Consider the following 24,474-nt stretch of genomic DNA (forward strand, 5'->3'; position numbering starts at 1 on the left):
TTAAATTATTCTAAAAGGACTTAGTCATGAAAAAATTACTTATTCTTCTCACTGTTTTTTGCCATTGTGCATTCGCGTTAGAGTTGCAAAAATACCCAATAGTTTTAGAGTCCTCAAGCGGCGAACAAGTTACTATTGTCGAGACCCTCGATAAATCCCAAGCGCTGATCAAAGTCGTTGGTGTAAACCACCCTATTGATGAAGTTGTTTTTCTTACCGACTTACTACCTCATGGTAGTATTAAAGCGTACAAATACACATTTGACGGCCAACAACGTGCGCTTGTCACTCGTGAGCAAGGCTATGCGTGCTGCAATTATGCTTTATATTTGCCTGACACACGTAATGCCATTTATTTATCTGAGCTTAAAGATAAACGTAATAAAGCAATATCTGAAGATACCTATGCACAATATCAAGCTCAGTTAGCGGAAAATACGCAAGCACAGTTTGCAAAATTCAACCGAGATAAAGCCATTGCAAATTCAGCTGAAGCACTAGAAAAAGCACAACAACGCTTTGCAACACAATGCGGTGGCGAGATAATAACAACAGTTAATTGGCAAGGAATTGAAGATAGTTTATTACAAACTTATGCCATCGGCGCTTATTGTGGACAAATCGCTAACTCATTAGCAAAACACTGTCAAAGCAGCAGCGAGTTCAAACCCGTTGCACAACAGTTTAGCAAAGTAGAGTGTGAATTTACTGATGAATTAAAACTTCGCCATACAGAATCATTAATTCACTTTAAAACAGCGCCCAAAGCACCTAACCAAGCTCAATTTGTAGAAGCCTATTTACGCAATTTATAAGTTAAAACATGAGAATTCAGACTGCTATGTAAATTAAACAGTCTGAATATCTAACATGATGAAAGGCGCCCTATGTCATGGTGTTGAATCTTCATTACAACTTTACTATAGCTGCCAAGCGTAGCTAAGTTTAGTGAAAAAAGTACGTTGATCACGTTCTATATTTTTAAGTGAATCATCTTGGTAACCTTTGTCTGAATAGCCTAAATAAAATAATGTTTGCGCATTGATTTTATACGAATACACCAATTGGCTACCATAATCGCGATTTATTTTATCTACCGCATAATAATAGGCGTTTTCGTTGCGATCGATGTCTTCAAATTGCAAAATAAGTTTAAGCATCGAGCGCATATTGAATTTATAATAAATTCGTAAATCGGTCAGGTTCGCGGTAAATACATTATCCCCCTGCGGGTTATTCAAACGGCTATAGCTATGCTCTAGCTGAACTTGCCAGTGATCATTTATATCCCAAGTTAGTTCTGGCTCTAGTGTAAATAGGTCGCCAAGTTGCTCATTGCTGTAATCAATTTTACTACCAAACTCAGTATATAAATTTAACGTGATGTCTTTGCTCGGGTTAAAGCCACCCCAGATATAGCCGATATTTTGATTATAAAAATTATTGTAGTAATTTTCATTTCTATGGACAAAACCAACCTCTAAAAATGACTGCATTTGCCCTTTTAAAAATACATAGCCTTCGTATTCTTCTTCAAGCAAACTGCCATCTTGTGCCCAGGTTTTATCCCAATCAACATTGTAAGAATATTCAGTAACCATCTCGTTTGCGTCTAAATACCAGCTCTGGCCACCACCGAGTGTGACTTTTTTATAATCAACCTGTGCTTGGTAGCCTAAGTCAGTGCGGTAGTCTTTACCTATATCTTCATAGCTGGCAAGAAGTTTGTAATCGCGCTTTTCTCGGCTAAATTCGACCTCAAAAGCGTGATCTGACTGTTGGCTTTCTAGGCCATAGTTTTCAACTAAGTATTGTGAATTTTTACTATCTGAATTAGCGACTTGATATAGAACACTGTCACTTTGATTAAACCAATAACTGCCATCAAGTGAGAAAACTGTATTATGGTAATTGTCAGCTTCTCGATGTGTAGTGGTAACACCTATGGTGCCTTGCTCACCAATATCATACTGATATCGCCCCACCGCCGACTTGGATTTTTCAGCTAAATTTGCAAAACCAGAGCCTTGATTAGTTGGCAATAAAATACTGGTATTTTCATCATCTGCATACATAAATGCATAACTATGCGCATCTGTTTTACCGGTTATCTTAGCGCCTACTTCAGGCTCGGCGATTGTCCGGGTATACAGTAATTCGAATAGGCTGCTTTTAAAATAAGAAGCACCATCTAAAAAGAATGGCCGTTTTTCTGCATAATAGATTGAATAAGTGGTGTTTACATCGAGCTCTAAACTATCTGCTTCCACTTGTGAGAAATCGGGGTTTATAGTGGCGTTTACAACGGCGTCTTGGCTAATACCCCAGCGTAAATCTAATCCTGCTTCGGCATCGATATCACCACTTTGCCAATCTCCCGGCACTGCATCTTTTATGTCATGTCTTAGCGCTGTCAACGTAGGCGTTAACTGGATATTTTTACTGGGCTCCATTGCATTAAAGCCTGTTATTTTATCAAATTGACAAAAACTGCATTTTACATCCCGATCAAAGCCGACATTTGACAGCTGATACATAACATCACGCGGAAAGTTACGCCACAAAGCGATACTCCAAGTCATATCCGCTTTATTTTTAGGAAAGCGTAATGCAGTAAAAGGAATACGCATCTCAACCACATAACCTTGGTCTGTTATTTGTCCTGCACTGTCCCAGATTGCATCCCACGATGGGTCTTCACTCCAGCCATCGGTATCTGTCATACGCATATCACCCTGCGCACCCAATGGGTTTACGTAAAACTCATAGCCTGTTCTTTCATCATTAAAGGTGTCAATCATTAATGCAACATTGTCATCCGTCCACAAAGTATCACGATCGCGAAGTGCAGCGCGGATATTTTCAGGGTTGTCGTCATAAGCCATAAATGCAACATACAAATGTGATCCATCTTCATACAAATAAGCATCTGTTTTAACAGGCGGCGACCCCTTTTCATTGGGTTCATTTTGATAGATTAATGGGATCCGAGTAGCATCTTGCCAATGCGGCTCTAAGAGCTGTCCGTCAAGATCAATTGGTTGTTCTAGATGGGCTAAGTCAAAGTGTTGTTTTTGTGCAAAAGCCTTGCTACTACAATAAACCACAAAAATATAAAAAAGGGTTTTTATTATTAAATTTTTATACTGCATAAACATCCATTTAGGTTCGATTACTCAGCAGGAGTAAATTAACCCGAGGATTGTAATTTAGTCAGGTACGTTTGTTAACACTTTTATAGCTAAAATGTTAAAAATAATAGTTATTTCGCAGTAATCAGTTACAAAATGAGTTAGGTTTCGAGTAATTTTAGTTTATTTACTACACCATTCCATTGTTCGGCATCATTGGGAGCTGGTTTTATCTCGGTTATTCGCGGCCATACTAACGCAAGCTCGGCATTCAATTCAGTAAACGCTTGTTGGTCTTGAGGAAGTTCATCTTCTTGGTAAATTGCCTCAGCGGGACATTCAGGTACACACAAGCCACAATCAATACAATCAATTGGACTAATAGCTAAGAAATTAGGTCCTTCATAAAAAGCATCAGCTGGGCACACAGCAACACAATCAGTGTATTTACACTTGATACAATTTTCTGTGACTACAAATGCCATGTTTACGCTTACCTAAGGTTTATATATGAACAGCGCAAGATCATACCCAACCACAGCAAAAATACAATAAATAATCACTGCCATCATTGGCTAATTTAACGTAAAATAATGCACTATTGTGAGCATAGCTAGTAAGTTATCGCTAAGACACCCTACAGAGAAAAAATATGATACGTTTAACAGAAATAAAGCTCCCGCTCGATCATGACGAAAATGCCATAGAACAGGCTATTTTAACTAAGCTAGGCATAGAAAAAGAACGGTTAAAAAGCTTTAATGTGTTCAAACGTGGCTATGATGCTCGAAAAAAGACCGCTATATTACTTATTTACACGCTTGATATAGGCGTCGCCAATGAAGATGAACTGCTGGCTAAATTTAGTAAAGATCAGCATGTAAAGTCGGCCCCTGACACAAGTTATAAATTTGTCGCCCAAGCCCCTGCTATTTTAACACATCGCCCAGTAGTGATTGGTTTTGGACCATGCGGTCTATTTGCCGGTCTTGTGCTTGCGCAAATGGGCTTTAAGCCTATTATTTTAGAGCGTGGTAAAGAAGTCCGTGAACGGACCAAAGACACATTTGGTTTTTGGCGTAAACGTACACTGAATACTGAATCTAACGTTCAATTTGGTGAAGGCGGTGCAGGCACGTTTTCTGACGGTAAACTTTATAGCCAAGTAAAAGATCCTAAACATTATGGCCGAAAAGTGATCACCGAGTTTGTTGAAGCCGGCGCACCAGAAGAAATTCTATATGTAAGCAAACCACATATTGGTACATTTAAACTGGTTACCATGATTGAAAAAATGCGCGCTCGCATCGAAGAGCTTGGCGGCGAAATTCGTTTTAGCACCCGTGTTGATGACATCTTACTTGATAATGGCCAAGTTAAAGGGTTAAAGCTTTCTACCGGTGAACAGCTTGATACTGAGCATGTGGTGCTAGCTGTAGGTCACAGTGCCCGCGACACCTTTAAAATGGTGCACGACAAAGGCATTTATGTTGAAGCGAAACCGTTCTCGGTTGGTTTTAGAATTGAGCATAAGCAATCTATGATTGATGAATGCCGTTTCGGTCCAAACGCAGGAAACCCAATTTTAGGCGCAGCAGATTATAAACTTGTGCATCACTGTGATAATGGCCGAACCGTATACAGCTTTTGTATGTGTCCTGGTGGTACTGTAGTAGCTGCAACATCTGAAGAAGGTCGAGTCGTTACCAATGGTATGAGTCAGTACTCGCGTAATGAACGTAATGCCAACAGTGCAATTGTTGTTGGTATCTCTCCAGAAAAAGACTTTCCAGGCCACCCGCTAGCTGGAATTGACTTACAACGTAAACTTGAAGAACAAGCTTATGCTCTCGGTGGCAGTAATTATGATGCGCCAGCGCAATTAATTGGCGACTTCTTAAAAGGTAAAGATTCAAGTGATTTAGGTGATGTAAAACCTTCATACACACCGGGTATTAAACTGACTGATCTAGCTAAAGTTCTGCCAAGTTTCGCTATTGATGCAATCCGTGAAGCCATTCCTGCATTTAATAAACAAATTCGTGGGTTTTCAACCAACGACGGCCTTTTGACTGGTGTTGAAACACGCACATCCTCACCCATTTGTATCAAACGTGATAAAACCTTACAAAGTATTAATACTCAAGGTTTATACCCTGCAGGAGAAGGTGCAGGTTATGCGGGCGGTATTTTATCAGCGGGTATAGATGGTATTAAAGTGGCAGAGGCGCTTGCGTTATCAATGTTAGAAAAACACAGCTAAAGGCACTTATAGATACAAAAAAGCCTGAACTTATCAGGCTTTTTTGTGCTTTAAAGTAACTGCGTGTTATTTCTTAAGCGTTAGTTTTTCACCCTTAAGTGACTTACGTACACCCGAAATACGTGAGCGATTTTTAGCTCTTGCTTCACCGGTTGCTTGCCCAGATGGCTTATTACTACGCGTGCGGCGAAGGTGAGATGGTTTCTTACCTATTTTATTGATAAGCACTTCACGATTACTGACTTCATAGCCAGCTAGATATTCTCGCTTAATTTTTTGACCAATTAACGTTTCAATTTCAAAAAGCATATTTTCTTCTTCACGGCTTACAAATGAAATTGCTTGGCCCTGATTACCTGCGCGCCCTGTGCGGCCAATACGATGAACGTAATCTTCAGCAAGCCAAGGAAGATCAATGTTGATCACGCGAGGGAGACCATCAATATCAATACCACGGGCTGCGACTTCCGTTGCCACTAAAACACGAACCTTGCCTTCTTTAAAATCACGTAATGCACGACGACGATTACCTTGAGTTTTATCACCGTGGCAAACAGCCGCTGGAATACCATCAAGGTTTAATTCTTTTACTAATTCATCAGCCGTGTCTTTCATGTTTACAAACACCAGAACTTGCTGCCAGTTTTTCTTGCCTATAAGCTCAGATAACAGCTCTTGTTTACGACGCTCTTCCACAGGGTAAACCACGTGGTGAACGGTCGCAGCGGTACTGTTGGTTTGATCCACTCTAATAATTTCAGCTTGTTTTAATACTTTACTGGCAAATTGTTTAATTGCCGAAGGGAAAGTAGCTGAGAACAGTAATATTTGACGCTCTTCAGCACAACCGTTTATTACTGTTTGCATATCAGTAATAAAGCCCATATCAAGCATACGATCGGCTTCATCTAGTACTAGGTGATTGACTTTTGCTAAGCTTAAGTTACCAAGACGAATATGATCAAGTAAACGCCCTGGCGTTGCAACAACGATGTCAACCCCCTCTTTTAGACCATTAGCTTGGCCCGCGATATTTACCCCACCAAATAAGCACACTGTTTTAAGTGAAGTGTATTTAGCAAAGTCTTTAATGTTATTTGCGATTTGTTCAGCAAGTTCACGAGTAGGCGCCAACACTAAGGCACGAGGCGCATTTGTAGGGCTCTGCTCTACTTCAAACAGTTTTTGAATAATTGGCAATGAGAATGCAGCGGTTTTACCTGTCCCGGTTTGGGCACTGGCTAAAACATCTTTGCCTTTGCGCACTGCTGGAATAGCACCACGTTGAATGGGCGTGAGGGTGTGATAGTTAAGTTCATCTAACGCCTGAAGAAGCTCAGGGGCAAAACTAAAAGATTTAAAATTCATGCTGTATAACCTACGGCCACATTATCAAGGGTCGCAAATTATACAGCAATTATGTGACAACAGTTAGTTATAACTTAACTAAAGTGCCTTTTAATGCAACGCCTGCCATGATTGTCCCGGCGCCACATTCATATTCAGTGCTACTTACAAACTCACGCTTTTTGTAATATGACTGAATATTAACAACGGCGTTCATTCCTTCTTTAATGGCACGCTCTTGTAGTGCTTTTAAAGCACTAAGCATGACCCACTCGCACGCTTCGCGATCACTTTTATTAAATGCGTTAGTTTTTTTATTAGTGATCACTTCACCGTATTTACTGCTCTCACTACCATAGCTTTGATCAGCAAAGTAAAGAGGCACATCTAATAGCGCACTTTTGGCTTTACTTGTTTCTAACAGTGATTGAATAGGATATTTACCTATATCGTCACGTGCTTCAACCGCACTCACTGTTAACAAAGAGGTAGCTAATAATAAGCTTGTCATTAATTTCATTTTATATTCCTTCTTTGGTATAGAACTTCCATGCAACTCCAAAACCAAACGAGATATTACTATCCTGTTTCACTAAGGGACTACGTTGCTGTTTGCTTTGGGCTAAATGATGATATTTAATAAAACCACCTAGCCAATATTTTTTACTATCAAAATTAAGCCCCAGCGAAATATCAGCGCCAGAATAGCCCGACTGACTATTAAACTCAGAGCGTGTATTATGCATATCTAATGCAGGTATACCATAATAATAATTAAAGTAACGGTCATCGGCAAAATTAGCATTTGCTCGTATACTGGTTGTAATTTCATACGTTGGCGTAATAAGCACAGGGCTCTCATAATACACACTCGGGCCATAACGCCAACCGACGTTAGTCACTGAGCTAAAATCAGTTGCCATAGCTTTACGAGTGAATAAGCCAATATAAAATTGTTCTGCCGCTTGGGGATCACCTTTAAAGTAATAATTTAGCGAAGGCCCAAGTTCAAACACCCAATCTAAATCATCCATGCCTTCTCGAGCTTGGTTATCTGCGCTGTCAACGGCTAAACTAACTCCAGCAGATATATCTAGGTGTACATTATCAAAATGCCATAAGTAACCAGTAAAGCTATTGCGGTCCACATCTAACTCATCACTTTGATAACGAACATAAGGCACAGGCATTATGTATTGTTCACTTTGATCTGAACCTAAATAGTGGGGAATATCAGCAACAAACACACCCCCACCCACTTCGAGTTTAGATGCGGCAAAACTCAACGAGCTAAAAAAACACAACAATAACGCCAACCGAGACACACTACTCACCTTTAAAGCGCTTAAAAATCAATGATGTATTAATGCCACCGAATGCAAAGTTGTTGCTCATTATATAATCGGTATGTATTTCTCGGCCTTGCTCAGTAATATAATCCAAAGGCGCACATTCGCTATCGACCTCGGTTAAATTAATTGTTGGTGCGAACCAATTATCTGCCATCATATTAATACTTGCCCACGCTTCTATCGCACCACAGGCGCCTAGGGTATGGCCAAGATAACTCTTTAACGAACTAATAGGTTTAGCACCTAAGGCATTAAAGGTGGCCTGACTTTCAGCAATGTCACCTCGGTCCGTTGATGTGCCATGCGCGTTAACATAACCAATTTGCTCAGCAGATAAATTCGCATCTTGTAATGCCATCTCAATAGCAATTTGCATTGTCGCTGATGTTGGTTGCGTAACGTGTTGACCATCAGAGTTACAACCAAAGCCGACTATTTCGGCTAATATGGTTGCACCACGGGCTTTAGCATGCTCATATTCTTCTAAAATTAACGTAGATGCCCCCTCACCTATCACCAGCCCATCACGCTTTTTATCAAACGGCCTAGGCGTCAATTCAGGGCTATCGTTTTGTGTACTAGTTGCATATAAGGTATCAAACACTGCAGCTTCTGTAACACACAGCTCTTCTGCACCGCCTGCAACCATGAGTTTTTGTCGGCCAAACTTTATCGCTTCAAATGCGTAACCAATACCTTGAGAGCCGGATGTACAGGCCGAGCTTGTTGTAATTACTCGCCCTTTAATACCAAAGAACACGCCAACATTTACTGGGGCTGTGTGCGCCATCATTTGAATATAACTGGTGGCTGTTACACCATTCATTGAGCCGGTGTCCATCATACGGCCAAATGATACCAAAGGTGCCGTAGAGCCAATCGATGAGCCATATGAAACCCCAGTCGAGCCATCGGTTAATGCTGGGTGGTCAAGTAGCTGGGCTTGCTCAAGAGCACGCTCAGTGGCTAAGGTCGACATTAACGACACGCGGCCCATGGAGCGAACTTTTTTACGTGAATAGTGGGCAGGTCGGCTAAAGTTTTCTATTGGGGCTGCAAGATTGGTATTTAAACCATCAATATAGTCCCATTCCTGCATTCGTTTGACCGCATTTTTACCCGCCACCAATGCGCTTTTAAAATCACACCAGTTATCACCTAACGCGGTGATAGATGACATACCAGTAACAACAACTCGTTTCATTACGCCATACCACCATTAACTTGAAGTACTTGACGGGTAATATAGCTGGCCCCATCAGACATTAAAAACGAAACCGCCGCAGCCACTTCTTCTGGGTTACCCATGCGGTTTGCTGGGATCATTTTTGTCATTTCAGCAATTGGGAGATCGTCAGTCATTCCGGTATCAATCAAACCAGGTGCGACACAGTTAACGGTAATTTTTCGCTTTGCAAGTTCAACCGCAAGTGCTTTAGATGCGCCAATGACACCCGCTTTAGAGGCACTGTAATTGACCTGTCCTCGATTGCCTGCTACACCCGACACAGACGACATGGCAACAATACGCCCACCCTTACGCGTTCTGACCATCGGCATAACAAGTGGATGCAACACATTATAAAAACCATCTAGATTAGTGTGTACTACACTATCCCACTCTTCATCTGTCATCGCTGGGAATGCAGTGTCTGCGGTGATCCCTGCATTACAAACAACGCCATAAAAAGCACCATGGGTTTCAACGTACTGATCTAAAATTGCTTTTGTTGATGCTCTGTCTGCTACATCAAATTGCAAAATATCAACATCTACACCTAACGCAGCGATTTCAGCTTTAACTTGCTCTGCTGCCGCAAGACCGGAGCGGCAATGCAGGCTAATATCAAACCCATCTTTAGCTAATTGTAGAGCAACTGCTTTACCAATTCCTTTACTTGAACCGGTTACTAATACTCGTCTTGACATTACATTTGCTCCGCTAAAAATTGTTCTGGGTTTTCAGGTTGAAATACATTAATTTTTGCTTCTACTAACAGGGTATCCGCTTGCTTAATGCTACAGTCAAAAGCACTTAAACCGTTTGCTTCGCTGTATAATTTTTCTACTTTTATCGTTAATGTGCTATTTAAAGCAAAACGATTACAGTGCATCTTATACTTACGACTACTCACTAAAAAGCCAATTTCGACTTTTGCACCATTATCAACTTGGTTAGCGTTGGCGTAAGCTGCGATGGCTTGCGCCATATACTCAATGCCTACATGGCTTGCGACACTTTGGCTATCTGCATTATAAAAGTTGCTCTGTGGCGTAATAGTGACTGAGCAAATTCCTGTATTTTCATCGTAACTATCTAAGCTATCGATCAAAATCATGGGTGCAGTATGAGGTAAAATAGTTTCAATTGGGTGCACAGACATCTCTTATAATCCGATTAATACACTGACGTTATTGCCGCCAAAAGCAAACGAGTTTGACAGGCATGTTTTAATTTTTGCTTCGCTCTTCGCCCCTACTGGCACGAGATTAATTGTCGGCAATGCTGGATCCGCTTCGCCATCCCAAATATGCGGGGCAAATTCAGTCTCACCAAGTAGCAACCAACATAAACCGATTTCAGTAGCGCCTGCTGCACCTAAGGTATGCCCTATCATGCCTTTAGAAGAACTACAGGGTGTGTCAGTACCAAACACTTCAGCCACGGCAATGGCTTCCATCTCATCATTTTTGGGGGTTGCAGTACCATGCAAATTAACATAATCAACGTCACTTGGTTGATAGCCTGCTCGAGACAAAGCAGCTCGCATAGCTGCCACTGCACCTTCGCCTTGTGGGTGCGGGGCAGACATATGATGCGCATCGCTAGACTCTCCCACGCCAAGTAATTTAATTGTACCTTGTTTTTCAACTATGCATAATGCCGCAGCTTCACCTAAATTGATACCATCACGGTTTTTACTTGAGGGATTGCTTATACCAGCAGAGGTTGAAGCCAATGCGGTAAAGCCATTGACAGTCATACCGCATAGACTATCTACGCCACCAACAATTGCAACATCAGCAAGATCCGCTGCAATGAGTTCTTGCGCTGTAGCAAATGCTTTGGCACTCGAAGAGCAAGCTGTTGATAAGGTCATAGCCGGCCCTTTCACTCCTAAATACACACTAATAAACTGAGATAAATTTTCCATCTCTTGCTGCTGATAATGATAATTTCCCCCAAACTCGCCTTGCTTTAAGTGTTGCACCATAGCTTGTTCGCCTTGCGCAATCCCTGAGGTACTTGTACCTACAATTACCGCAATGCGATGTTGGCCATATTGCTGTTTTAATTCGCTAACAGGGGTAATAAGTTGATCGAGTGCTAAAGCGGCTAATTGGTTATTGCGGGTATGAAACTCACGAGGATATTGCGCTAATGAAGGTAACGCTGCTTGCACCGCACCAACATAAATTGGTCCTTCATTAAGTAGTTCATTATTAACAACAATGCCGTCTTGATTACCTGCTAACAAGTTACGTTTAATTGTTTTATTGTCACACCCTAATGGGTTAACCATGGCATAGTGGCTAATAAATAGCGGTTGTTGCATATTAATATTCTTCTAATCGTTCTATTTTTAAGCGGTAATTTTGCTCATACTCTGTCAGTAGAGTGCTAGCGCCATTATACGTGATTTCTCGGACTAATGTGTCATTGCGATAAAACTGCCGAGTTCGCATTACTGTGTTATCGAGCTCAATCACCTGATTATTATCAAGCATGTTTTGCTCAAGCATCGCCAACGGCCAAAATGCACTTTGCATATCGTAAATAATTTTTTTGCCATCAAGCTCTACCGCTAACGTATTCGAGGTGGTTAGTTCATGAGTTTGAGTATCAAATTGCAGCTGTGTTAATGGCACCCCTTCAAAAGTAAGGGCAACAACTTTAATTGATGATGTTGTAAACTCAGTTGATACCAACATTGATTCATCAACAATGCCTGAAAATTGAAATCTTTCGAGCCAGCCTTGTTCATTCAGCTGTGTGGGTACAGGCATGAAATTAAACATTGGCGTTGCCACAGGATTGGCGGCCATTTGTTGGCACCCAACTATAAATAGCACACATAATGGCAACAGCGTTCGTCTAAATAATCGCAACATCAACAACACAGTTAAGCAACACTATCATTGTTATCAGGCTCGCAGATTTGTTCTAAAATCTTTAATCCACGTTTAGTATTTTTAACAAATGGGTTGCTTTTATCCCAGGCGTACCCTGCTAAAATTGAACAGACCATGGCTTTTACATCTGGTTGACCATCAGCAAAAAAGATCACCGACTGTAAACTCGTGTCATACCAAGAGTTAACAAAGTATTTAAAGACTTCAATTCCTTCTCGCAGCGGCTCTTCGTACTGAGTTTGCCAATCAATTGTTTCACCTTGAAGCTGTTTCACCACCAATTCAGTCGCTTGAACTGCAGATTTTAACGCAATTGTAACGCCAGATGAAAATACCGGGTCTAAAAATTCACCAGCATTACCCAGTAAGGCGAACTTATTACCGTGTAGTGCTTTTACATTCGCTGAATAGCCACCTATTGTGCGTACAGGCGCAATAATTTGGGCATCAGCAAGCAATGTGCTTAGGTTGTCATCTGCATGAATAAAGTCTAAAAGTGTTTGTTCAAGTGTTTGATCTGCCCTTTCAATTTGTGCTGTTTCACCTACAACACCCACACTAATTGTGCTATCGCTAAAAGGGATCGCCCAGTACCAAATATCTGGGATTGTAGGGTGTACGGTGATCAGTATCTTATTACGGTCAAACTGGCTGTTATCAATATTATCTTTGAAATGGGTAAATACCGCCTTACGAGGAGTCAATTCACTTGGCTCTTCTAAATCAAGTAAACGCGGCAGTACGCGACCAAACCCACTGCCATCTAAGGTGAACTTTGCAGAAATGGTATTTTCTTGTTTCGTTTTTAAATCAATAATATTTAAATAAGTAGCATTTTCATCACTTTTAAAACCCGTCACTTGCTGGCCAAAGAGGATTTTAGCCCCTTGTTTAACCGCTTCTTGTGCTAATAAGTTATCAAACTCAGCTCGCTTTACTTGGTATGTTGTGCCGGGTCCATCACTGAATTTTTCTTCAAAATTAAAGTTAGTATGGTGGCCGCTACGATAAAATGCGGCGCCATTTTTGAATTGAAAGCCAAGTGCGTCCGCATTGTCTAACAAGGCATCAAGCATGTTCGCTTTACCTAAGAATTCCATTGATTGCGGCAATAAACTTTCACCAATTGAAAAACGTGGAAATTCATCCCGCTCAACAAGGCACACGCTTAAACCATGCTGCATTAACAAACACGCAGCCACTGTGCCTGAAGGGCCAGCACCTATGATAGTTACATCATAATCAGTTGATGTCATTAAATGTTCCTTTTCGATACTAAAGCAAGGCGCGGCGCAAGCAAAAACACCACAACCACACCAATAAATACAGTAAAGCCAAACTGGCTTACCGCGGGCGTTGAGCTAACAATTAAGATTGCAAACACAAACAATGAACTCAACGCTGACATACAGGTTGTCAGCGTAATTTTTTTACACAAACCATGCTCTGCATAAAAAACACAATAATCTAAACCTAGGGCTAAGATAAGTATTCCGGCCACGTAATTGAATACCGTTAAGCTGCCATAAAACCATGTACTTAAAATAAGTGCAACTAGAACTGCAATGAGCGGGCGAGTCACTGCAACAAAGGCATTCAACAACCCATAACGCAGCCAAAATATTGCCATAGCCGCAGCCAAAGCTAAGGCATAAATAAAAATTAATTGCTGTCTAAACTGCCCTATTTGCTCGCTAATATCGGCCACTTTATCAATAAGAAACACACCGGCATAAGTGTTAGCTAAGGTTTTAACCGCACTTTCGTTTTGTAGACTTTTTAACTTAATCACACTGTAAAAACGATTCTCAATTTGCAACCATTGGTTAGTAAACAAAGGCGCTACTTTAGTGTTTTGCCATGTAGCAAAATCAAGTTGTTGGTAGTCATCTAACGGCCTAGCTACCGCGTTAAAGCCAAGCATTGAGTTTAACTGTGTAAAATCCCCGCGATTGACTGCACCACTTAGCAATTGTTGATTACTCTTTTGCATAGATATTGACGGCAGCCATTGGCTGATACTGGAATACGCTGCAATCTCTTTGTCTGCTTGTAATTGCTCAAACTGTGGTAAGAGTTGCTCCATCTGCCTAAGCACCTGCTGCTCGCTGTCACCGGCTATCAACAGATATGAACTGTCCCATTGCGCTGCTAATAAATCGCTGATTGTTTGTTGCTGAGTAATTAAATCATCGGGAACTTTGTAGAAATGTCGTGGATCATCATCATTATCTAAAAACGTTAAGCCAAATAATGCGACTATGATGAATAGCATTTGCCAACCCATCGCCAACTTATTATTTAGCCAAACTTGCTGTACGTTATGCAATCCAGTAATAAAGTTCGGCACCTGCATAGCACTTTTAGCTTTTAATAGCATTAAACTTGGGTAGAGTAACAATACACACAATAAAGCCCCCAGCAGCCCAGCCATGGTGAAGACCGCAATTTGTTTAAATAATATTAATGGCGTAAACACCAGTATTAAATATCCGGCAGTCGTTGTCAGAAAACCTAATAACAATGAACTACGAATATTGTGCAATGGGTTTGCTATTTTAGCTTGAGAAAAACGCAATTCGCTTAGGGCATGAAAACTATAATCGGCTGCTATACCAATTAACGTCACTGCAAACACTAACGTTAAAACATTGACCTCAGAAAACAATAATCGCAGTGCAGTGTAACCATAAATCATACTGACCAAAACGACGAATAACGTGCAGAACACACTCAATACACTTCGGTAGATAACCATGATCAATAACAAGGTTGCGAGTATAGAAATTGCCCCAAATAGGGCCATTTCACTTTGGGCACTGGAGCTTGCACTCGCAGTAAAAAAAGCAGCCCCAGTGGCCAAGTAATCCACACCAGTATCTTGTGTTAATGCTTGCTGTCTAAGAGAAGCGACGTTTGCTGCAATCTTTTTCGCAACATTTAAATCTAAACCCGTGCCATTACTCATAAAGTTTACGAGTACATAATAGCGAACCTGCTCTAAAGCCTCGCTTTTAGTCGCAATTAAAAAGCCATCATGGTTTTTAAGTTGTGCTGAAGGTAAGCGTTGTTGATTAAAAAAGTCGGCTAGGGCTAATGTTTTGTCGCTTTTCAAAGTAGCTGAAACCCAAGGCGACGCCACGTCATTAAGGAGGTTAAATTGGTAATTGAATAAGCGTTGACTATCGTTTGCTTGCAACAAGTATCGATATTGCTCACTGATAAAAGCATGCGGATAATTAAGGTAATCACGTACTATTGAGTCAAGTTGGGGTAAAGCATCAAACTTTACTTTAACAGCAATACCCGTAATTTCATTTAATGACTTAGCCGCTCTCTGGGCATATTTAATTGCCGAGGCTTTATCTTGATGGCCCACTAATAAAAGATGCTGGCGTAATTGCTGTTGTTCTAATTGGTCACTAACGAGTTGTATTTCTGGATCTTGTTCTACGCTAAATATTTGATTGAGATCAGCAACAATCGTAAATGACTTAAATAGCCATAAATAACTCAATCCCGCTAATAAAACGGCAAACTGTATGCACCATACAACGAGCTTAGTGCGTGAGCTTAACGGCATCCATGTCACCTTGAGTAAGCTCCTTCGTGATTATTTTCATCGTGATGTTGGTATTATTATTTTGTTGATCGGTTATCACTATCTCACGTTGGCTATCACCATTTCGGCACAGTTTAACTTGCTTAAACATCTGTGCAACTTCAGTCAAAGTCGGCACTAATTGGTAACAGCGGGTTTGCTCTAGTGCGGTTATTTGCCAATCGGAGCTCTGAATCTGGCCACTTAATAACTTGGCTAATAACTGATTTATTTGTTTATCTTGAGTCAATACTTGGTAATCTTGCTCAGCATCATTACGACGATAAATGCCATCAGCTAAAACCAGGAGCTCACTTTTCACCGGCGAAAGCGTATGCCAATAAACTTGTTGCTGAAAAATAACAAATTCACCTTGTGATTTAATAGCTCGCTTTAAAAAGGTGAACTGCTTTGCTTGGCTAAACTCCCCTTTTCCTTGTTTAATTTCAAACTCACTAAAATCCGTTTGCGCAAAACAGTTAGTCGCCACACAAACTAGCAACATGGCTACAAGCCATAATGTATGGTTAAATTTATTCAACATATGCACGTACTTTATCGGTAAATACAGCAGGAGACTCAAACTGCAATTCTTGATTTTGTAAATCTAAGGCAACTTGAATGGTATAGGCTTTAGTCAACACCTTCTGGCTGTCTAAGCATTCAATTTTATAGTCAATTTTGATCCGTGTTTCGAACTCAACCAAACTCGCATGAATGCGTATTTGCGAACCAAACACAGCCGATGCGACATACTTTAATCGCATATCAACAATCGGCCACATATAACCTGAGCGTTCCATCGTATTGTAATTATAGCCAATTTTGTCAAGCAATGCGCATCGTGCATCTTCTATGTATTTTACATAGTTACCGTGCCACACAATACGCATTGGATCGACATCATAAAATGGCACCACCATATCAACATAAGCGGTTACAATAGCGTTGGATTTTTTCATTTTAGCCCTTAGCGTTATTGATAAAGCGCCCAACGCTGAGTTTGAATATACTCAATGGTTTGGCGTAATAGTTTATCAGTTGGACGATCTTCTTCTAATAGCTCAAAGAAACTGGCTACGTCATCAATCATGGCGGTGATTTCAGGGTTAAGTGAATCTGCATCTATTTCATTATTTAAAATACGGATGCGCACACCTTGTACTGCCGCAAGTAAAGTCGCAGCTAAAACTTGCTCAGTCAGTTGCAAGATACGTAAACAATCACGTGCAGCAATGGTTCCCATACTCACTTTATCTTGATTGTGGCACTCTGTTGAACGTGAGAAAACACTGGCTGGCATGGTTAATTTTAATGCCTCAGCGGTCCACGCAGAGCAACCAATTTGAATTGCTTTAAAGCCATGGTTAATAAAACGACGTTCACTTGAAGCTGCACTTAAGTTAGACGGCAAACCATGGTTCATTTTCACATCAACTAGAGTGGCAATTTGGCGATCAGCCAAGTCTGCTAAGTTAGCCACACAGTTTTTCATTGAATCCATTGCCATGGCGATATGGCCGCCGTAAAAGTGACCGCCATGTAGCACATGTTCACCGACACCATCGATAATCGGATTATCATTGGCACTATTAAGTTCATTTTCAATCATATTTCTCAGCCACGGTAGGCTGTCTTCTAAAACACCAATAACGTGAGGTGCACAACGGATTGAATAACGATCTTGTAGGCGATGTGAATTACGTGGATGTTCTACATGATTTAAATCTGTTTGAATGCGCTTTGCCACATTTTGCTGACCCGGATGTGGTTTGACACTGAATAGAATATCATCAAAGTGATTGCTGTTACCTTTAAGTGCAATACTTGCGAGCGCGGTAATACGGGTCATTAAACGACTTGCGTATTCACTACGATCATAAGCCTGACAAGCAAGCGCTGTCATCACCGCTGTGCCGTTCATTATTGCTAAGCCTTCTTTCGGACGTAAGGTAATAGGCTCGAGACCTTCTTCTTTAAAGGCCGCTAATGAGTTAACAACTTGATCCTTATAATAGGTGTCGCGCTCACCAATTAAACTTCCTGCCACATATGAAAGCGGCGTTAAGTCACCACTTGCACCCACTGATCCTTCTTGCGGGATAACAGGGATAATATCACGATTGATCATTTCAACGAGTAGTTTTAGTAAATCCCAGCTAACACCTGAATAGCCTTGTGATAATGACGCTAAACGGCTAGCTAAAATCAATTTACCTTGTTCTGGCGTAAAAAAATCACCCAAGCCACAACCGTGGAAGCGTGTAAGGTGCATAGGTAACTCATTTACTAATGCTAACGGAATCTCTACTGTACACGAGTCACCATAGCCAGTAGTTACACCATAAATATGGCCTTCTTCAGCTAAAAGCTTATCTAAAAAAGCGACGGCTGAATCAATTCTTTCAGCAAACTGGCTATCACCTGATAGCGCTACGGTGCGGTCTTCTTTAACAACACTAATAATGTCTTCAATCGTTAAACGGCCTGCGCCAAATAAAAGGTGTGTTGATTTATTGTTTTCCATTTACTACTGTCTCCAGATATTTAGCTAGGCTTTGAATCTTTGTCGCTGGCTTTTTGCCAAAAGTTAAAAAAATTGTACCATTGATAAGGCGCTTTTTTACAATAAAACTCAAGACGCTCAGCAAACTTTGTTGCCATTGCTTGAAAATGCGCTTGGCGCTCTTTGCGTTTTACTTTAATGGGATCGGCAAACTTCTCAATATAGGTTCTATAGCGCCCGTGTTCATTAATGCAAAACATTAAAAACACTGGGCATTCCATAATGTTCGCCAGCGCGAATGGACCAACAGCAAAAGGGGCTTGTTCCCCTAAAAACGGCGCTTGATGCACACTTGTTGGGTTATTGACCGAGGTTCTATCAGCAAAGATGACCACTGCTTCACCATCATCAATTTTTTGTTTTAGTTTAATCGTGTCATCAGGACCGAAGTTATTAATATGAATAAAATTAATGGCCGCTTCTTGGTTTACTTTCTTTAAGAAATTATTGAATGACGGGGTATGCTCATTATAAGTGATCACATTAAGTGGACGCTTATTATCACCCATACTAAAAATTGCGCGGCATATTTCCATATTACCTAAATGAGCACTAAAGATAACCGCCCCTTTGGCTTGCACTAACTCTTGATAACCGTCAGGGGTCGCAATTTCAATATCTTTAATATTTACTTTACCAAGCCAAGCATCAAACTTATCGAGTATTGCCATACCAAATGAAAAATACAATTTAAAACCTTGCTTAAAGCGCGCTAAGCCGACTCGCTTTTGCTCACCCATGCTGGTGTTTAAATTGTCTAAGTAATGCCAAATCGCATGTCGTGATAAACGTCCCGTAATATAAAAGTAAAACATCACAGGCGTTAATACGACTTTAAATAACCATTTGCCAAATACTTTATAAATAAACACTAACACTTCAATACCAAACATCGAGCCACGCTCTTTTAATTGTGACCAATGAAAAGCACTGTCGTTGTGCGGTTGCTGTGGTTTGTTGTTATCTGACACTGTGTTTATTACTTCCTATTTAAATTTATTCACGATGAGCCGAGGTAAACGCAGCAACATACCAAAAAATAAACGCGTATGCATTTTTGATATCAAAACGTTATCTTCCCATACATTAAAGTGGGATACACCATTTTCTGGGTACAACACTTTAGTTTTAATGAACTCAACGGGTGTGCCCTGCCAATAAAGCTTTACCATGACCTCAATATCAAAATCCATCTTATTGCCTAAGCGCGTGTTATTTATTAACTGCGCATAAGCAGCTAACGGATAAACCCGAAAACCACACATAGTGTCTTTAATTTTGAAAGAAAGCGTTTCAATATAGACCCAAAAATGAGTGATAAAACGACCGTAATAACGCCCTTTAGATATTGACTCATCATAAACAGGCTGACCGCTGACCAATGCCGTGGGAGCAAACTTAGAGCGCGAGATTAGTTGCTCTACATCATTCAAGTCGTGCTGACCATCCGCATCAACTTGTATAGCATGGCTCCATCCTGCTTGGTGGGCATGAGCTAACCCTGTTTGTACAGCAGCACCTTTACCACCGTTTTGTGTTCTACGAACAAGCGTGACCAGAGCAAACTCTCGCTCAACATCCTCTAACACTGTTTGAGTTTGTTGATTACTGCCATCATCGACCAAAATAATTGGTAAATTAAAACTAACTAAAGCTGCGATGGTATCGCGAATCACTAAATGATGATTGTAATTTGGGATCACAAATCCGTATTGGCTGCTCATGACCAGTTCGCCTTAATCATCTGCAAGTACCACTTTGCCAGAGGCATGCTGACCATGTGTGGAACTGTAGCTAAAGCTAAATTTATTTGCTTTGATTTTTTTCAAACGCAGATCAACCACATAATTAGGCTGTACAATAATTTGAAATTTCAGGGCATCAATCGACACTGTTTTAGTGCAATCGACCGCCATAAACTCTGTTAAATAGTGCATCACCCAGTCAAGCTGTGCTACACCAGGTAAAATAGCCGCCTGAGGAAAATGGCCTTGGAAATAATAGAGATTTTCAGGAATTGTTAACTTTAGCAAAACGTGCTCATCACTTTGCTCAATCAGCTGACAATCCGGTTTATATACAAAATCAGTCAAACAACTTCTCCAACTGCGCTTTATTAAGTTTACCCTGCGAGTTATATGGTAACTCAGTTAAATAACGATACTTTCTAGGTATCACTAAGGGTTCGAAAAATGCTTTTAAATGTGTTTTTAATACTTGAGAAAACTTAAATTTGCCAAGCTGCTCTAATGCCTGCTCACCAGCCTCTGTTAATACTAATACAGCGGCAATTTCATCTCGCTTGCCAGTACTTGTATCATGTTGCAGTAATAAAACATAACTATCTACAACCCAATCAGACTGGTTTACTCTGAGGCTTATTTCATCGAGTGAACAACGTTTTTCTTCTATTTTGACAATCCGGTCAGCGCGACCTAATAAATTAAACTGGTTGTTTGTCAATAACTGCACCCGGTCATCCGTTTGATACCACTGCCCATCATCAACATAAGGAGATGAAATAATAAGTCGCTGACAATCATCGAGTTTAAGCTTAATTGTTGAAAAAGCCTGCCAGTGACCCTGGCCGTTTTGTTTACGCCAAGCAATTCCACCGGTTTCTGTACTGCCTAACACTTCTATTGGCGAATCACCAAGTTGACTCGCCAATTGCATAGCCGCGGCGGTTTTTAGTGGCCCACCTGATGAGAATAATCCACGTATTTTATGCTTTATAGCCACAAGCACATTATCTTGTACTAATCGATGATAATAAGCAGGGCTGCTGATCACAACAAAGTCATGGTCATCATTTTGTTGATTTATAAAGTGCAGTAAATGCTCTGGGTAATCAAAGCTATTAAAACAGACATCACGCCCACTATACAGTGGCCACAAAACCTTAAACAATAAACCATAAATGTGCTGATGCGACACCGTGGCAACCATCATGGTTTGTTGCATTTGATCAGCAAATTGCTGTTCCAACTCTTTAACTTCAATCAATAACTGGGAAAAGGTTTTATCAATTGCTTTTGGCGTCCCACTTGAGCCAGAGGTAAAAAATCGAATCGCGGCGTTTTCATCAAGCTCAATGGCAGTATTTACCGCATGCTCAACACGAATGTGTTTATTAAAAGCCACTTCTGCAAAGGTGTTATCGGCTTCGCCAGTGAACGCCTCAGCTTGCGCTAAGCACTGCGCAAGCTGCTCTTGTTGCCCATTTTGTGGCAATACAATGGACTTGTTTGCGGCTAATAACGCAAAAAACAAAACACTGAACTGGTAACTGTCAGCATCAAATAATAACCATGTTTGTTCATCACGTGCAGTAAATACGCGTGCATGGGCATGTACTTGCTGTTGCCAAATGGCATAGCCATGATTTTGACAATAAAAGTAGGTCTTGTTAGTCGGCCATTTCATTTGATTTATTTTTTGCCTTTTGAAACTTTCTTATTATAAATTCTACGGCCATTAATATCCCCATTAACAAATAGGAAATTAAACCATTATAGGTTAGCCAAACCACTGGATCTGGATGAAAAATCGTTGCTGTCGCAATTAATCCATTAATGATAAAAAATCCACACCATACTTTTGTTACTGTACGGGTGTAACGCTTGGCGTGCTCGTCAAGCGTTTCAAATTTACTGGCAATCACTTCAATAAAACTAGGTGGGTTGTAAAGTGAATAAGCAAAGACAGCTAAAAAGCAGCTACTTATTACCACTGGGTAAAACTTCAGTGCCAATTCAGAGTTAGCAAAAGTCGCAAAACCTAATAAAGCTATACCACTGATAGTTATTATTTTCATGTGTGCAAAATTAACTATATTGCTTTTTGTTAACCAGTATCGCGCTAAAAGCACCACAATAAAAAGTGCAGCAATTAACGCAGGCTCGCTAAACTGCAAGCCAAAATACACGGCTAGTGGATATAAAAAAAGTAACCCAACTAGCACGGCTTTGTTCATTAAGCGTCTGCTGTCATCAGTTTTTCAACAGCATCAATGACGTCTTGCACTGTACGAACTTGTTTAAAGTCATTTGGCTCGATTTTTTTACCCGTTTGCTCACGTAATTTAACGACCAAATCAACCGCATCAATGCTGTCTAAGTCAAGATCTTCATATAAATTCGCGCTGCGGGTAATATCTTCTGCATCTATTTCAAAATCCTGTTGTAGGATTTCGCTTAGCATTGCAAAAATTTTATCGCCATTATTCATGTTTTCATTACTCATAGTTACTTCCAAACAATGCAGAGTGACTGCAGTTTATTATGCCCGTGTTGAGGCAATAAAATCACACAAGGTTTTAACCGAGTAAAAATGTTTTTTACTGTCGTCGGTATTACCATCAATTTTTACGTCATAAGCTTTTTTAATCGCAACACCTAATTCAAGTGCATCAATTGAATCAAGGCCTAAACCATCGACGAATAACGCTTCATCATCATTAATATCTGATGCTTCGATATCTTCCAAATCAAGGGTTTCAATGATTAGTTGTTTTACTTCAGTGCTTAAATCACTCATGTTTTAATTTTTCCTCGTTAAAATAAGCTTGTAAGTCGCGTGTTAGTTGTCTAACAGTGTTCGTTACATGATCACCTTGTAAATAAGGTTTTATCTCATAAACCGGTAGTACACGCATTTTAAAGGTAAAGCGACGATCAGTCACTTGATACCACTTTTGTCCCTTGGTCAGCGTGACCGGTGATACATCAATCAAAATCGGCAGCATATCGACTTCAGTACGAAGCGCGATATTGGCTACACCTCGTTTAAATTTCCATGGCTGCCCGGGTACACTTCGCGTGCCTTCAGGGAATACAATCAAGTTATTACCACGGGCAAAACTTTGCTGACACTGATTTAAAAAATATTCAGGATCAGCATCATTGTTAATATAGCCCGTAGCCTTTACCACTCCTTTTAAGAAGGGATTTTTCCAAAGGTCCGCTTTGACGACACAATCTGCATTTCTGACTATCGAAATTAATACCACCACATCAATTAAAGAAGGGTGATTGGCGATAATTAGCTGTCCTTTCGCATTTTTTATTGTATCTAATTTATCAAGATCAATTCGCAAAATACCAACAAGGCGCATATAACCGACAAAGAATTTAAACGAATAATGCACCGCTGTGCGTGCGGTTTGATTTCGTTGGTTTATATCAGCATAAAGTAAGCGTTGAATCGAAAACACCAAAACCGATAAAACCAAGCCTCCACCGCTAAATAAGGCAAACGCACTGCCCGTTGCTATGACGCGGTATAGTTTTATGAGTGCGGCTTTCATACGCGGCTTAATTGCCATTGATATCGCTTTGAATCAAGGGCTAACTGTTGATTATTTGAATAATAAAAACGCAAAAAAGCCAATGCCTGTAACTGCGATGACTCAGCACTGTTGGGCAGGTCATGGCTGGTAAACTCTAAATTAACGCATGCTTGCGATGTGCTTTTCTCGATTAATAAAGCCACAGCAACGTTATCATGACTTTGCTGTATATAAGGTTGGTATTGCTCAGGTACAGCTAAATCGCTATATACATATAAAATACGGTCATAATTGTAAGCATATAATTTTGAGACCGCATCAACCAAGCCCATAAAAAAACTATCTTCGCCAGCCGACACTGCTGACAAAGGCGCTTTATTACCAGTAAAGATGCTAAATAACCCACCTACAGCATTATGAACAGATAAACCAAAATGGGTTGGAGACAATGGCTCTTTACTTGCCACATCAGCAATTAATTTGCTGGTTTTATGTAAATCACCATGACGAGATGAAAATACGCTGGGTACTGTTTGTTCATAAGATTCACTGGCTGTAAGTGCGCAGTGTAGTGTCAACTTAGCAAACGGACTAAGACGTCTGCGCTGCATAGCAGGCATTTGTTTTAATTCAGGAAGTGTTAACGTTTCAGTGTTTAAACTATTGTTATTAGCAAACGCATACCAATCCTCGGCGCTAGTTTTACCGTCGCCCCAAGCTATGCATTTTTTTATAGCAAATTTCAACGTAACAATCCTTATTACAAAGGTGATGACAAAAAGAGGCTAGA

General features: G+C 40.5%; 26 protein-coding genes. 2 read left to right on the top strand and 24 right to left on the bottom strand.

Annotated elements, in window-relative coordinates:
• Positions 1–26 precede the first annotated feature (26 nt).
• Positions 27–815: a hypothetical protein gene (locus NQT69_RS10530; protein ID WP_256827632.1), complete on the top strand. Its 789-nt coding sequence runs from the start codon at positions 27–29 to the stop codon at positions 813–815.
• 105 nt (positions 816–920) lie between these two features.
• Here the strand turns inward: NQT69_RS10530 and NQT69_RS10535 are convergent, their stop codons facing one another.
• Both NQT69_RS10535 and fdxA read right to left on the bottom strand, forming a co-directional pair.
• Positions 921–3,152 carry a carbohydrate binding family 9 domain-containing protein gene (locus tag NQT69_RS10535; RefSeq protein ID WP_256827633.1) on the bottom strand — a complete coding sequence of 744 codons (2,232 nt, stop codon included), beginning with the start codon at positions 3,150–3,152 and terminating at the stop codon, positions 921–923.
• A 140-nt stretch (positions 3,153–3,292) separates the two neighbouring features.
• Positions 3,293–3,616 carry a ferredoxin FdxA gene (gene fdxA, locus NQT69_RS10540; protein WP_256827634.1) on the bottom strand — a complete coding sequence of 108 codons (324 nt, stop codon included), beginning with the start codon at positions 3,614–3,616 and terminating at the stop codon, positions 3,293–3,295.
• A gap of 167 nt (positions 3,617–3,783) precedes the next feature.
• On the opposite strand from fdxA, the gene NQT69_RS10545 reads away from it, so the two are divergent.
• The gene (locus NQT69_RS10545) at positions 3,784–5,394 is read left to right on the top strand and encodes an NAD(P)/FAD-dependent oxidoreductase (protein WP_256827635.1); all 1,611 of its coding nucleotides are present in this window, start codon (positions 3,784–3,786) and stop codon (positions 5,392–5,394) included.
• A 66-nt stretch (positions 5,395–5,460) separates the two neighbouring features.
• Here the strand turns inward: NQT69_RS10545 and NQT69_RS10550 are convergent, their stop codons facing one another.
• From NQT69_RS10550 to NQT69_RS10655, 22 genes are all read right to left on the bottom strand, one after another.
• On the bottom strand, positions 5,461–6,762 hold the full coding sequence (locus NQT69_RS10550) for a DEAD/DEAH box helicase (RefSeq protein ID WP_256827636.1): 1,302 nt from the start codon (positions 6,760–6,762) through the stop codon (positions 5,461–5,463).
• 67 nt (positions 6,763–6,829) lie between these two features.
• Positions 6,830–7,261, bottom strand: coding sequence for an excinuclease ABC subunit A (locus NQT69_RS10555; RefSeq protein WP_256827637.1), 432 nt, complete (start codon positions 7,259–7,261; stop codon positions 6,830–6,832).
• Position 7,262: 1 nt separating this feature from the next.
• Positions 7,263–8,066, bottom strand: coding sequence for a MipA/OmpV family protein (locus NQT69_RS10560; protein WP_256827638.1), 804 nt, complete (start codon positions 8,064–8,066; stop codon positions 7,263–7,265).
• A 1-nt stretch (position 8,067) separates the two neighbouring features.
• On the bottom strand, positions 8,068–9,297 hold the full coding sequence (locus tag NQT69_RS10565; RefSeq protein ID WP_256827639.1) for a beta-ketoacyl-ACP synthase: 1,230 nt from the start codon (positions 9,295–9,297) through the stop codon (positions 8,068–8,070).
• On the bottom strand, positions 9,297–10,022 hold the full coding sequence (gene fabG / locus NQT69_RS10570; RefSeq protein WP_256827640.1) for a 3-oxoacyl-ACP reductase FabG: 726 nt from the start codon (positions 10,020–10,022) through the stop codon (positions 9,297–9,299). The genes NQT69_RS10565 and fabG overlap by 1 nt, the downstream gene beginning before the upstream one ends.
• A complete protein-coding gene (locus NQT69_RS10575) occupies positions 10,022–10,477 on the bottom strand; it encodes an ApeP family dehydratase (protein ID WP_256827641.1) in 456 nt (151 codons plus the stop codon). The genes fabG and NQT69_RS10575 overlap by 1 nt, the downstream gene beginning before the upstream one ends.
• A gap of 3 nt (positions 10,478–10,480) precedes the next feature.
• Entirely contained in the window at positions 10,481–11,650 is a 1,170-nt protein-coding gene (locus NQT69_RS10580) for a beta-ketoacyl-[acyl-carrier-protein] synthase family protein (protein WP_256827642.1), read from the bottom strand.
• Position 11,651: 1 nt separating this feature from the next.
• Complete coding sequence (locus tag NQT69_RS10585; RefSeq protein WP_256827643.1) at positions 11,652–12,140, bottom strand: DUF3261 domain-containing protein; 489 nt, start codon at positions 12,138–12,140, stop codon at positions 11,652–11,654.
• A gap of 77 nt (positions 12,141–12,217) precedes the next feature.
• Positions 12,218–13,483 carry an NAD(P)/FAD-dependent oxidoreductase gene (locus tag NQT69_RS10590; protein ID WP_256827644.1) on the bottom strand — a complete coding sequence of 422 codons (1,266 nt, stop codon included), beginning with the start codon at positions 13,481–13,483 and terminating at the stop codon, positions 12,218–12,220.
• Positions 13,483–15,810, bottom strand: coding sequence for an MMPL family transporter (locus tag NQT69_RS10595; protein ID WP_256827645.1), 2,328 nt, complete (start codon positions 15,808–15,810; stop codon positions 13,483–13,485). Before NQT69_RS10595 ends, NQT69_RS10590 begins: the two co-directional genes overlap by 1 nt.
• Positions 15,788–16,372, bottom strand: coding sequence for an outer membrane lipoprotein carrier protein LolA (locus tag NQT69_RS10600; RefSeq protein WP_256827646.1), 585 nt, complete (start codon positions 16,370–16,372; stop codon positions 15,788–15,790). The genes NQT69_RS10595 and NQT69_RS10600 overlap by 23 nt, the downstream gene beginning before the upstream one ends.
• Positions 16,362–16,790: an acyl-CoA thioesterase gene (locus tag NQT69_RS10605; protein WP_256827647.1), complete on the bottom strand. Its 429-nt coding sequence runs from the start codon at positions 16,788–16,790 to the stop codon at positions 16,362–16,364. Before NQT69_RS10605 ends, NQT69_RS10600 begins: the two co-directional genes overlap by 11 nt.
• Positions 16,791–16,804: 14 nt before the next feature.
• Positions 16,805–18,355, bottom strand: coding sequence for an HAL/PAL/TAL family ammonia-lyase (locus NQT69_RS10610; protein ID WP_256827648.1), 1,551 nt, complete (start codon positions 18,353–18,355; stop codon positions 16,805–16,807).
• Positions 18,356–18,375: 20 nt separating this feature from the next.
• The gene (locus tag NQT69_RS10615) at positions 18,376–19,365 is read right to left on the bottom strand and encodes an LpxL/LpxP family acyltransferase (protein WP_256827649.1); all 990 of its coding nucleotides are present in this window, start codon (positions 19,363–19,365) and stop codon (positions 18,376–18,378) included.
• Positions 19,366–19,380: 15 nt separating this feature from the next.
• Positions 19,381–20,118, bottom strand: coding sequence for a glycosyltransferase family 2 protein (locus tag NQT69_RS10620; RefSeq protein WP_256827650.1), 738 nt, complete (start codon positions 20,116–20,118; stop codon positions 19,381–19,383).
• Positions 20,119–20,130: 12 nt separating this feature from the next.
• Complete coding sequence (locus tag NQT69_RS10625; protein WP_256827651.1) at positions 20,131–20,487, bottom strand: ApeI family dehydratase; 357 nt, start codon at positions 20,485–20,487, stop codon at positions 20,131–20,133.
• Positions 20,480–21,820, bottom strand: a complete 1,341-nt coding sequence (locus tag NQT69_RS10630) for an AMP-binding protein (RefSeq protein WP_256827652.1) — start codon at positions 21,818–21,820, stop codon at positions 20,480–20,482. Before NQT69_RS10630 ends, NQT69_RS10625 begins: the two co-directional genes overlap by 8 nt.
• Positions 21,804–22,370 (bottom strand): hypothetical protein, encoded by a 567-nt coding sequence (locus NQT69_RS10635; protein WP_256827653.1) that lies wholly within the window; start codon positions 22,368–22,370, stop codon positions 21,804–21,806. Before NQT69_RS10635 ends, NQT69_RS10630 begins: the two co-directional genes overlap by 17 nt.
• The gene (locus NQT69_RS10640) at positions 22,370–22,624 is read right to left on the bottom strand and encodes an acyl carrier protein (protein ID WP_256828058.1); all 255 of its coding nucleotides are present in this window, start codon (positions 22,622–22,624) and stop codon (positions 22,370–22,372) included. The genes NQT69_RS10635 and NQT69_RS10640 overlap by 1 nt, the downstream gene beginning before the upstream one ends.
• A gap of 51 nt (positions 22,625–22,675) precedes the next feature.
• Positions 22,676–22,933, bottom strand: coding sequence for a phosphopantetheine-binding protein (locus tag NQT69_RS10645; protein WP_087532151.1), 258 nt, complete (start codon positions 22,931–22,933; stop codon positions 22,676–22,678).
• Complete coding sequence (locus NQT69_RS10650; protein ID WP_256827654.1) at positions 22,926–23,720, bottom strand: lysophospholipid acyltransferase family protein; 795 nt, start codon at positions 23,718–23,720, stop codon at positions 22,926–22,928. Before NQT69_RS10650 ends, NQT69_RS10645 begins: the two co-directional genes overlap by 8 nt.
• Complete coding sequence (locus tag NQT69_RS10655; protein WP_256827655.1) at positions 23,699–24,430, bottom strand: beta-ketoacyl synthase chain length factor; 732 nt, start codon at positions 24,428–24,430, stop codon at positions 23,699–23,701. Before NQT69_RS10655 ends, NQT69_RS10650 begins: the two co-directional genes overlap by 22 nt.
• Positions 24,431–24,474 lie beyond the last annotated feature (44 nt).

The organism is Pseudoalteromonas shioyasakiensis, assembly GCF_024518675.1.
Lineage (GTDB): Bacteria > Pseudomonadota > Gammaproteobacteria > Enterobacterales > Alteromonadaceae > Pseudoalteromonas > Pseudoalteromonas shioyasakiensis_B.